This is a genomic window from Flavitalea sp. (assembly GCF_035489435.1).
Classification (GTDB): Bacteria; Bacteroidota; Bacteroidia; order Chitinophagales; family Chitinophagaceae; genus DATHKG01.
This window is the reverse complement of sequence record NZ_DATHKG010000096.1, coordinates 40,958-53,313: the sequence shown is the minus strand read 5'-3', so window position 1 is coordinate 53,313 and position 12,356 is coordinate 40,958. Positions and strand designations below refer to the sequence as shown.

At 39.4% G+C, this 12,356-nt stretch carries 6 protein-coding genes; 3 read left to right on the top strand and 3 right to left on the bottom strand.

All coding sequences use genetic code 11. From position 1 onward, the window contains the following. Positions 1-5: 5 nt before the first annotated feature. Complete coding sequence (locus VK664_RS15735) at positions 6-764, bottom strand: class I SAM-dependent methyltransferase (protein WP_461399637.1); 759 nt, start codon at positions 762-764, stop codon at positions 6-8. 174 nt (positions 765-938) lie between these two features. Here VK664_RS15735 and VK664_RS15730 point away from each other — a divergent pair, with 174 nt between their 5' ends. From VK664_RS15730 to VK664_RS15720, 3 genes are all read left to right on the top strand, one after another. After that, complete coding sequence (locus tag VK664_RS15730; RefSeq protein WP_461399636.1) at positions 939-2,099, top strand: glycosyltransferase family 2 protein; 1,161 nt, start codon at positions 939-941, stop codon at positions 2,097-2,099. A gap of 263 nt (positions 2,100-2,362) precedes the next feature. Beyond that, positions 2,363-6,292: a PKD domain-containing protein gene (locus VK664_RS15725; protein ID WP_461399635.1), complete on the top strand. Its 3,930-nt coding sequence runs from the start codon at positions 2,363-2,365 to the stop codon at positions 6,290-6,292. Between the two features lie 243 nt (positions 6,293-6,535). After that, entirely contained in the window at positions 6,536-8,635 is a 2,100-nt protein-coding gene (locus VK664_RS15720; RefSeq protein WP_461399634.1) for a T9SS type A sorting domain-containing protein, read from the top strand. Positions 8,636-8,707: 72 nt separating this feature from the next. Here VK664_RS15720 and VK664_RS15715 read toward each other — a convergent pair whose 3' ends face one another. After that, complete coding sequence (locus VK664_RS15715; RefSeq protein ID WP_461399633.1) at positions 8,708-10,444, bottom strand: T9SS type A sorting domain-containing protein; 1,737 nt, start codon at positions 10,442-10,444, stop codon at positions 8,708-8,710. 268 nt (positions 10,445-10,712) lie between these two features. Further along, complete coding sequence (locus VK664_RS15710; protein WP_461399632.1) at positions 10,713-12,344, bottom strand: hypothetical protein; 1,632 nt, start codon at positions 12,342-12,344, stop codon at positions 10,713-10,715. Between the last annotated feature and the right edge of the window lie 12 nt (positions 12,345-12,356).

Below are 12,356 nucleotides of genomic sequence, written 5' to 3'. Positions count from 1 at the left end.
AATCGCTATATCTTTTGGCCCACGACCTGAATATAGTTTCCTTTTTTGCGGTTTTTGAACAATTTGTCAATTTTCATCAGCGATTTTGAAATCGGAAGAGAAATAAGATGTGGGATCGGTCCACCTTTCATCATTATATAATTAAACTCCCATCCGGCCCTGGCAATAATGCCATCCGAATAAAAAGCAGTAACGATTTTAAATCCTTCTTTTTTAAACCTGTCAACGAGATCCTGTAGTTCGTAGACCTGTCCTATATGTTCATCTTCTTTCCATTCATTGTGTTCTTCAAACCAGGATTCAGGGAGAATCATCTGGTGTACTTTATTGGGCATTTTGATGATCAGATATCCACCATTTTTGAGTTTGTCATGACAGGCTTTAAATGGCATCTCTTCAACCATGATATGTTCGAATACGTCAACTGAAAAAATGAGGTCATAATGATCATTATGAGGTAGCTCCTCCACTTTCATATTGTAAGCGCGAAGATTATTAATCTCAAAATGCTCAATCGCTTTCTGAATCTTCTGGATGGCATGGCTATCAAGATCGACGGCATCGACCAGTTTGTCTTTATGAGCATCAGCCATCATCAAACTGAACTCTCCTTGCCCGCATCCCAGGTCCAACATCCTTTCTACCTTGGCCATCGGCACAAATTCAAGCAGGCGTTTGAATATTAATTGACGACCATAAGCACCCATAGCCGTATAACCGAATATTGAATTAATTAATTTGCTGACTTTTGGGCTTTTCTGCATTTTATCACTGATAAAAGGCTGATATCTACCAAATTGGTAAAGGGGTTTAGAAATCATATTTGTTTAGATTAGAGTGGGATTAGTATCGTCCAATAAAAAGATTAATTTAGAGAACAAAATATTCTTTTTATTTTGAATTTCAAACCCGTCTCCCTATATTTTGAATAAGCTTGTATGTTGTTATTAAATTTATTTCTTTACACCTTATTTCTTTACCTCGGTTTTTTTGTCCTGTACTACCTGATCTTCTCGCTGGCAGGAAAACTTGTAAACCCCAAAGATATAGTCAATTATGAACGACCTCCCGGTAGATTTGCCGTATTAATTCCCGCTTATAAGGAGGATGGTGTGATCGTGGATACCGTGGAGAAGAATTTGCTTCAGGATTATCCTGCCGATAAATGGGATATTGTGGTTATTGCGGATTCCCTGAAAGAGGAAACTATAAATAAACTAAAAGCTTTTCCGATTATCACCGTAGTGGTAAATTTCGTGGTTAGCAGGAAGGCTAAAGCGATAAATGAAGCGCTCTCACAAATAGGGGATTATGATTATGTAATTATACTCGATGCTGACAATATTATGGGGAAGGACTTTCTTCTAAAAATGAATGAAAGATTACAGGCCGGTGCAGTTGCTGTACAGGGTCATAGAACAGCAAAAAATAAGGACAATTCATTAGCCATACTCGATAGCGTAAGTGAGGAAATTAACAATCATATTTTTCGTTACAGCCAGCGTGTAATTGGTTTTTCATCTGCCCTGATTGGTTCAGGGATGGGATTTAAGTTCGATTATTATAAACAAATCAATACAAATGTAGAAGATGTATGGGAAGACAGAGAACTCGAATTCAGGATATTAAAAAATGAAGACACTATCGAGTACTTACATGATGCCCTGGTTTATGATGAAAAGGTGACTGACCAAACAGTATTTCACAATCAGCGATCCAAGTGGATGGCGGGACAAATCCACTACCTCAAAAAATATATATTTCTAAACTGGAACAAAATATTCACCGGGAATATTGATTTATTAAATAAACTGTTACAGACAATCAGCCCGCCGCGATCAATACTACTTGGTACACTACCTGTAATTATAGTGATATCGCTGATTTTCAATACCAGTTTAAGCTATACTTATTGGCTTGTGCTATCTGGTTGCTATTTCCTCGCTTTAATTCTGGCAATCCCCACATCGATGCTTAACCGTAAACTTCTAAAGGCTACATTGAAGCTTCCTTTGACAATTCTAATGATGTTTCTTGGATTCTTTCGCTCAGTTAAATCTCAGGATATAAGTTATAATACTCCTCACGGAAATAAATAGTTTCCTTAAGTGGCTCCCATTTTGGGAATTTAATGGTTTCTTATTATTTGGAATTATTTTTGCAATAGAATCTCACATAAAGCTTCACTGCAGACGTTAATTTGAAATATTTGCACGTGAGCGTTTCCGTTACCTCTGTAATTACATAAAGATTTGCTGTTATCTGGATAAATCTATCCTTATTTCTAATAACCAAATCTTTAATTAATGCATAGGTTTGAATTTTTCGATTATCCTATATCCCTACATAATCCGTATGAACTATGAAAATCCTTTCTTTAATCCGCGTATGCGACTCCCGGAAACCGGTGTTGCATACATTTCAGAAAAATTCTTCGCTGCCAAAGGTTCAAAGGCGCGTTGTTTTTCTTTTTTACATTTTATTAATCCATTTAATATCGGCTCAAGGCCAGGTTCAGACCGCCCGGAATATTGCTATCAATAATTACGTAAAAGGGTTTTATGAATATCTGCCTGAAAATTATGATCAAAGCGGGGAATCGTATCCGTTGCTTATCTTTTTTCATGGTGCCGGGGAAAGAGGAAATGGTACAACTCAGTTGTCCAGGGTATTGTCGAACGGGGTTCCAAAGCTCATTAAAGATGGCACATTTCCCAAGTCATTTACAGTCAACAATCAGACACATAAATTCATTGTCATATCTCCTCAATTTACAGATGTACCTCCGGGTAATTCTTATGTAAATGATATCATCGATTATGCCGTTAAGAATTACAGGGTAAATACAAAACGGATTTATCTTACCGGACTAAGTATGGGTGGAGGAATGATATTCTTGTATCTGGGAGTAAACAGTGATTATGCAAAAAGAATTGCTGCAATGGTACCCGTATGTCAGGCTTACGGATATAGTGCAGGAACCAGTAAAGTTATTTCGGATGCTGGAATTCATACATGGATGACACATAACAATGGCGATCCGACAGTGGGAGTTGCTGGCACACTGAATTATCTGCAAGGCATCAATTCTTACACAAGCGGATTAGCAAAAGCGACCATATTTACTTCTACTTCGCATGATGCCTGGACAAAAACCTATGATCCCAATTTCAGGGAAAATGGCCTTAATGTATACGAATGGATGCTCCAATACGAACGCGGCGCTGTTGTTCCGACGAATAAAGTCCCGGTTGCCAGTGCCGGCAATGATGTCAGCATTTCTCTTCCTGAAAATGCTGTAACATTAACAGGTTCCGGTAAGGATCCGGATGGTACAATCAGCAGCTATTCATGGAAAAAAATAAAAGGTGGATCAGCTGCACTCATGAATGCTGGTAGTAGTACAACAGCTGTCAATGACCTTGTTGAAGGAGTTTATGAATTTGAACTTACAGTGACCGATAATCAGGGAGCAACTTCAAAGGATGTTGTTCAAATTACGGTAAAAGCAGCCAACAAATTACCCCGTGCGAATGCCGGGCAAGATCAATTTGTTGCTCTTCCTGCCAATTCAGTTACATTATCTGGTACTGGTACAGACGACGATGGAGATATTGCTACATATACATGGAATAAACTTAATGGCGGTCCCGCTGAAATAATAAACAGTGGATCTGTTACTACTCTTGTAACCCGCCTCGAGGCGGGAGTTTACGAATTTGAACTCACGGTAACCGACAATGCAGGAGGTAAATCGAAGGATCAGGTTAAAATTACTGTGAATCCTGCTTCTAATAAAGTTCCTCGGGCCAATGCAGGGAGCGACATAACTATTTCGCTTCCGGAAGATTCTTTGACTCTTAGAGGTTCGGGAAATGATGAGGACGGAACCAATATCACCTATCTATGGAAAAAAATCAGTGGGGGATCAGTAACATTTGAAAATGCAAACCACCCTGTTACCAGGGTACGTGGTCTTGAGTCGGGGATATATGAGTTTGAACTTACTGTTACTGATAATGACGGTGCTAAGGCTACTGATGTTGTTCGGGTCCGGGTTAATGCTCCGCAAAACAAGATACCAGTTGCAGATGCCGGTGATGATTTAATTATCACTCTTCCTCAAAGTAGCTGTAATCTCAGAGGATCCGGGCAGGATGAAGATGGAACAATCGTCGAATACAGCTGGCGAAAAAGTTCCGGGGGCTCAGCTAACATATTAAGTCAATCTGCTGCCACCACCTTGATTACTGGTCTTGCAACAGGAATATATCAATTTGAACTGACTGTTAAAGACAATAACGGCTCAATCTCAAGTGATGTAGTACAGGTAACAGTGAATCCGGCCGGAAACAAACTTCCCATCGTAAACGCAGGAACCGATATTATCATCGCGATACCATCTACATCCGTCACCTTGACTGGTAATGTGTCAGCTGAAAACATGTCTTTGATTACAATATTGTGGAAAAAAGTGAGCGGGAGTGTTGCGTCAATCGCTAATGCTGGCTCTGCAGCAACCGAAGTAAAAGATCTGGTTGCGGGCGTTTACGAATTCGAATTAAGCGCAAAAGATGATCAAGGCATGATAGCCACTGATTTAATAAAAGTAACAGTAACCCCCCCGCCGAATAAAAAGCCGGTTGCTTTTGCCGGGTCCGATATTAATATCACACTACCAACAAACTATGTGATTTTAAGAGGCTCAGGCACAGATGAAGATGGTAAGATCCTATCTTATTCATGGAGAAAAATATCAGGAGGAGGTGCAAATATAATTAGTGCTTCTTTGCCTGAATCAGAAATAACCGGGTTACAGGCTGGTAATTATACATTTGAACTGACGGTTACCGATAATTCGATGTTGACAGACACCGATGAAATTAATATTACGGTGAATCCAGCTTCAAATAAAAATCCTGTTGCGAATGCTGAGGCAGATTTCTTTATTAATTTACCTGTTTCAACCATAACACTGAATGGTAGTGGCACTGATCAGGATGGTCGAATCTTCAGCTATTTATGGCAAAAGTTATACGGTGGATCTGCGGTGATTTTAAATCCAACAGAAGCGGTGACTGCGGTAAATGATCTGACGGCAGGAACCTATGCATTTGGACTGACTGTTACAGATAATTCAGGTGCTATTGGTCATGATACTGTGATTGTAACAGTAAATGCAGCCATAAATAAATCACCTTTAGCAAATGCAGGCGAGGATATAACGGTTGTCGCGCCGCTTGACAAAATTCAATTGACAGGATCAGCATCAGATGAAGATGGCATTATAACAATGTATTCATGGAAACTCAGGAGCCTTGCCAAAGTTAACATTGTTAATGTATCAGCTTCGGAAACGGAAGTTGAAGGGTTGACTGAAGGCAGCCATGAATTCGAACTAATTGTTACAGATGACAAGGGTGCTATGGCCAGCGATATCGTGGTAATAACGGTATTGCCAAAGCCAAATGAGAAGCCGGTTGCCAATGCGGGAAGTAACCTTAATATAACTTTCGGGTCCAATAATATAATTCTCGATGGTTCCCTTTCTTATGATCCGGATGGCACAAAAATTTCTTATTCCTGGACGCAAATATCCGGACGTAGTCTTATTTTATTAAATGCTAATTCTGTTTCCCCAGCAATCATTTTCAGTAAACCCGGTACTTACGAATTAATGTTAGAGGTAATTGATAGCAGGGGTGCGACTGGCCTGGATACCATGAGTATAACCGTAACCGAACTGTTTAGGGGAAACAGGGCACCTGTTGTAAATGCTGGTGCTGATATCGAAGTATTTCTTCCGGAAAGAACTGCACAATTGGTTGGATCTGCCTCTGATGATGATGGGACGGTTGTTTCTTATAAATGGCGGATGATCAGGGGACCAATTTCGTATAACATTTTAGAAACGGGGTCTCGCCAAACGATGGTGAATGCATTGTCAGAAGGAGAATTCGAGTTTGAACTTAGTGCAACGGACGACAAGGGTAATATGGGCAGAGATACGATGTCAGTTTCAGTGAGCAAAGCAGTGAGCAAAATAACAATTTACCCGAATCCTGTTGAAACGAATGCTATACTCAGGATCGAAGCGCCGGTTAAATCACCGCTTTCTACAATCCTTATCTATGATATATATGGTCGGCTGGTACGATCATATATGATAAGCAGCACAGATCGGATCATTCAAAAGGAATTGAGTCTTGGCGATCTTAAAGCAGGAACATATCTCATAAAAGTGAATGATGAGAAGGTCCCTATTCCGGCAATAAAGTTTATCAAATTGTAATTGATTAAACTCAAGAAAACAGGCAAATCAAGAATAATTAACATTTTGGCGTGAAGATTGGGGTATAAGGCTTGTTCACATCTCAACAAGCCTGCTCAGCACCCCATAAAAGTCCTAGCCAATACGGTCGACTATTTTCCATGCTCCTTACAAATCACCAGGCTGATTTTGTTGGAGATGGTTAGCCAATGTAAGTATCAAATTATAAACGACTCCTGTACCAGGATCTAACTACTACCTACAATGACAAAATTTTCCTTCTACAGAACCGGCTTCATCTCAGTTTTCTTATTTTCTTTTTTTGGTAGTTTCGGTCAGGGACCTGTTGTTCCAACTGCTAACGATTATGTAAAGCCGTACACAGATTTGTTTATGTATGGGGCAAACATGGGTTATTATGCCAATGGCTGGACTGACGATGCTCTAGCGGCAAATGTGAGAGGCGCTGGTGGTCATAGTATAAGAACTACTTTGCCGGACTATTTTGTAGAATTGCATGGACTGAATATTCGCGTAAATACTTTCAGGAATTATGTTCAGAACCTTGAAATGCGCGAAATAACCAATTTCGTAGGAGAACCTTCCGCCGCTCACCGCGATAATACTACTTACCCGGGATGCCCACAACCTTCCCGGTTGTTTCTCAATTTGTATGAGCCTATATGGAATGTTGATGGTACAGTAAACTCCAATAACTATTATGCGCAGTATATCTTCAATCTTGTTCAGGCATATGGTGATTACATAAGAATATGGGAGGTTGTAAATGAGCCGGACTTCACTGGAGCTACACTTTCAAACTGGCTGACCAGGGCTCCGCTTCCAAATGAATTGGTAAATCTCTGGGGACCCTTCCACAGTTATATCCGGATGTTGAGGATCACCTGGGAGGTAGTTAAAAAATACAGTCCTGACGATTATGTAACACCCGGGGGTATCGGTTATTACGAATTTCTTGATGCATTATGCAGGTATACAGATAATCCTACCGCCGGGCAGGAAGGTTCTGTAACTGCTGACTATCCATTGAAAGGAAGTGCCTATTTTGACATGGTGAGTTATCATATTTACCCTGGCTATTCAATGCGTTATTGGAGCAATGCAGTAGGTGGGTTTGTCCATACCCGGACTTCTGACTACGCAGCAGCCCGGGTGGTGAATGCTAAAGATGATATGATAACAACTCTTAACAACTATGGTTACAATGGAACAACTTTCCCCCGCAAACATTTTATCATTACCGAAAGTAACATTACACGTCGCCCCTCAGGAGTACAGCATGGAACGGATGAGATGCAAAGAAACTATGGTATAAAATCACTGGTCTTATCGCAAAAGCATGATATTAAGCAATTTTATTTCTATATGGTGGGCGAAGCTATCGACGCTCCGGCTGAAGGTGTTGATGTGGGTAACCAGGATTATGCGATGATGGGCTTGTATGAAAATCTCAAGAGAGATGTACAGGGCAGCCAAAAGATGACTGAATTGGGAATCGGAATGAAGACAACCTCACAATTGTTATTCGGATCTACTTATGATGCAGCCAGAACCGGTTCAATGTATCTCCCATCGAATATTGAGGGAGGCGCTTTTAAAAAAAATGATGGAGAGTTCGTTTACGTTTTATGGGCAAAAGCGTTGATAGACAAAAGTGAAGTCGCTGCCGCTACCTATTCTTTCCCTGCTGCATTAAATGTTCCTAATCTCATTAAACATGAATGGAATTATTCTAGCAATGCCACCACAACAACTATCCTGCAAACAAATATTTCACTGACAGGCACACCAATATTTTTGGTGGTTGGGCAATCGATGAATTTACCTATAAAACTCGCAAGTTTTACCGGTAAACGCATTTCCACATCTGAAGCCAGGCTGAATTGGGATACAAAAGAGGAAGATACCAATACAGAATTTTCACTTGAAAAAAGTTATGATGGAAGGAGTTTTTCCACTATAGCAACAATTAAAGGTGGTCTGCAACCTAATGGGCAGAGCTACACGCAAACTGATACCCATGCTGAAGGATCAGTGTACTACCGTCTTAAATGGACTGAGTTGTCAAATAAAATTTCTTATTCGGAAATTGTATCCCTACCAATGACTAAGACTAATTCAATAGGTATATTTCCGAATCCTGCAACAAATCACATTTATTTATCCGGGGCGGGTATTGCAAAGGTGAAAGTTTCATTAATTGATGTTAACGGGAAAGTTCATCGTCGTTTTGCAACGGGTACCTCCAAACTGGAGGTAAGCGACATTGCCAGGGGGACGTATTTTTTAAGTTTAACCGGTCCTAATGGGGTACAAAACCACAAGGTCATTTTGGTTAGATAAATCTTAATATGGGAAAGGTGACATAGAAATTACGCCACCTTTCTTTTTTAAATTTTGCTAACCTGCGGTGTGTTACTTTACCATAACCACTTTTTCTGTTTGCACTAGTTTGCTATTGTTGAATACGAGGATTTGATAAACCCCTGAAGCCAAATCCTGAACATCAAGCTGGTGAAAACCAGTATTGAGATTAAAACGTTTGTAGAACTTACCGTCAAGACCAAGAACACTAACCTGGACATTTGGCTCCTTCACTTCTATTCTAAGCATACCATGCACCGGATTGTTGTAAATCGAAATGGGGCGCAGATTTTCTTTGTTTAATCTTATGCTTATAATTTTTGACCGGGAAGATTTGCCATCAAGATCAATTTGAACCAGCTGATAATAATTTACTTTGTTATTATCCGGGCTGCCATGTATAAAATTGTAATGATGCCCGCTGTTTGTATTTCCGCCTGATTTAACAGTTCCAACTGTTTTGAAATTGCGGCCATCAGTAGATGTCGATATTTCGAAGTGTGACGTGTTTGACTCTTGCAGCACGTTCCATTTAAGTTCAACTGCATCTTTTCCGTTAACTACAGCAGTAAAATTACCCCAGGTCAGAGGGAGTATTGCAAGTTTTTCTATTCGTATTTCATTTCCACCAACTATAGTTATCGGACCATAGTTTGAAGGTGTGACAACCTCTGTAAAATTACCGATAAAGGTGCCTGATGTAGTGAGAATGGTATAAACACCAATTGGAGTGTTGGTCCCATTCTCTGTAATAGTCAGGGAACTTCCTGTGAGCGTTGGATTACCACTTAATACTAAACGATCGTAGCCGGTTCCCGCAGTGATGCTGTTACCAAGGTTGATAACAACACCTATATCAGGCTTTATCAATGCAGCATTCACTGATAAAATGCCCGTGGAGCTCGTACTTATTCCCGGATTAATTAAACCTTTTACAGCTGTACCGGATCCGGATATTGTACCTGGAAAATTGCTGAAGGAATAGGTGCCTTCACCCTGCAAAATGCCTTTATTAGTGAAATTAATACCTGCATTACTGTTATTGGTTCCGAATATGGCATTTGAAATAGTGATGGTGATAGAACCTGTAGTTTCATTTATGAAAAAATTATTCAGACTACTGCTACCTGTTAAAAGAACAGTTGAGGTTGTATTGACTGATATATTCGCATAATTAACCAGGGAAGCATTATCGATTGTAGGGTTATAAAATGAACTGCCAGGATTTGTATTTACAAAATTTAATAAGTTATAGTTATTAATCGTACAACCATTGTTCATTGAAAAAATGTTGACTTCGAATATGCCATAGTTGTCTAAGCTGGTTCCAATAACAGCTCCATTTCTTAATTCCAGATATCCATCAACAGCAACATAAATAAAACCAGGATCGATAGTATTAGTGGTCAGAATTCCACCACTCGCCACATATAACCGACCGTTAACCTGTATATCATTTCCCGGACCATTGTTGACAGTAACAACCTGGGAGGCGATTAAGATGCTCGCATTTGGTTCAATTACTAATTGGTCAAGAGATAGAGCTGGTGAAGTTATTTGGATACTATCACCGGAAGAAATGGTAATTACGTTATCACTGGAGGTGGGATAATTCGAAGCTGCCACCCAGGAAAATGTAGTCCCGTCATATCGTTCCCAGATTGAAGTGGTGTTCCAGGTTGCAGATATTCCGGTAAAGTTAGATCTGTAATCGCCATCTGTCTGGCTGAATAATAAAATAGGGCAGATAACTAATAAAATTATTAGTCTGGAAGAGTGTACGATCATGAAGTAAGCATTAATATGAACGAAAATTTCAGCTAATTCTTGATCTTTCGGGAAGTGGATTCGGTTGTTTTTTGATCTTTCAGGAAGTGGATTTATTATATATCAAAAACTCCGGGATTATTATAGTGTTTGGATAACGGAATTCGGTAAGAAAAATCAGCTAATAAGCGATATAGGATATTCAACAAGAGGATATTAAAATGTAAAGTATAAATTAGCTTCGAATAATGCAAGGCAGAGCACAAAAAATATTTCCGAAGCAGTCTCTTTATTTTCTATATACTTCTATTTCACCTTGTGTGTTTCCCCGTCGCGGTGCAAGAAAAGAGTCTGCGAGATTATAATGTTTTTTTAGCGAAACTCTGATCCTGAAGGGATAAAAGTTATTAAGAGTTTCGATATTCTCAAAAAGGACCAGGTCATAATATTTTTCTGCTATTCTTTTTTCAAACATCTCTGCTTCCCGGTTAAACATCCCAACACCCAGATGATACCACAAAGGATAGCTTTCGTTTTTTTCAAGTTCATATGGCATTTCTGCTGCTAATGGTGTCAGTTCTGACATATTTAGAACCTTCAGGGATTTACTGTTTTTAACCAGATCCATGTTCAATAGTCTATGTATGCCATCAACAGTCGGTTTCGGCATATATATTTTATCAAATGATTTCAGTCCTGTATACACCCATTGACTCATAGGTATGTCAAGTGAATCACCTTTGTTGATCATATATGTCTTCCTGTTCACTATATTTTCTCCTGTCTGTGATACTGTTGCTATTTCTCCTGCGGGCATTGCACGCTCAACAATACGCTGAATGTATTTCCAGTAAGTTCCACTCCACCACAACATCATTCCTGTAAAACACACTAAAATTGTTTTACGATTCAGGAAATTTAAGGACGTCGTTCTGCCAAGAAGACTGATTATGTATACAAAAGCAAAGCTGTGAAAGAATATATTATTATCTGGTGGAGTATAACTTGTAACCTGGAACACTGCGGCCTCGCCGAGCATAGCCAGCGTTAATAGTAAGAAAACGCCTTCAGTTTTGTTACTGTAAAATTCTTTCCAGTTTTTAAAAGATGATAGAATTAATAATCCAATTAAAAACAAATAAAATTTTATCCATTGTGACGAATTAAAAAAATCGTCTGCAATTTCCCTGATTGAGATCCTTGCACTGTGGGGAGCCTGGCCATGATTAAACCAATATGCAAACTCATAGCTGGAGAGCCAGGCGACTACGATAGTCATTAATAAGACAAAACTTCCGATGAATATTAGTAAAGACTTCCAGTCTTTTTCATAAATGGCATGATAAATCAACAACGCAATACAAATCGCAAATGCCATCCCCCCTCCATCCTGCTTTGTAAAAAACGAAAACAATACAAAGATTGCTGATGCCACCAGTAACATAAACCGGTATTTTGGATTCGTTGCCAACTTGCTAAAGGCGATGTAACGGATCAAAAACGCCAGAGCAACCAGTTCATACACAATTACGGTATGGTTGTACCATGGCCAGAAGTTCATGAATGAATAAGAAAGGCAAAAAAGAACGACCGAAATAAAACGGATACCCTCCTGGATATTTAAACTTTTTAATATAGATCGGAAAGATAGTCCCGCAATAATATTAATAAATACCTGGGCCTTGATCAGGCTTATCATCTGTGCTCCAAAGATTTTGAAAAAAATACCTGGAATCACCCAGAACATCCCGCCCAGCGGGGTGCCGAAGTCACGAAAAGGCAAATGACCCTCGCTTATCCTGTAAGCTCCCTCCCAGGAGAGAAAAATATTTACACGGTAAGGAAAGGTTGCAAATAATGGAACGCAGGCTAAAAAAACAATAAATAGAATTTCTAATGTGGTCAAAAGCCGCCTGGACATATCAAGTTTTTT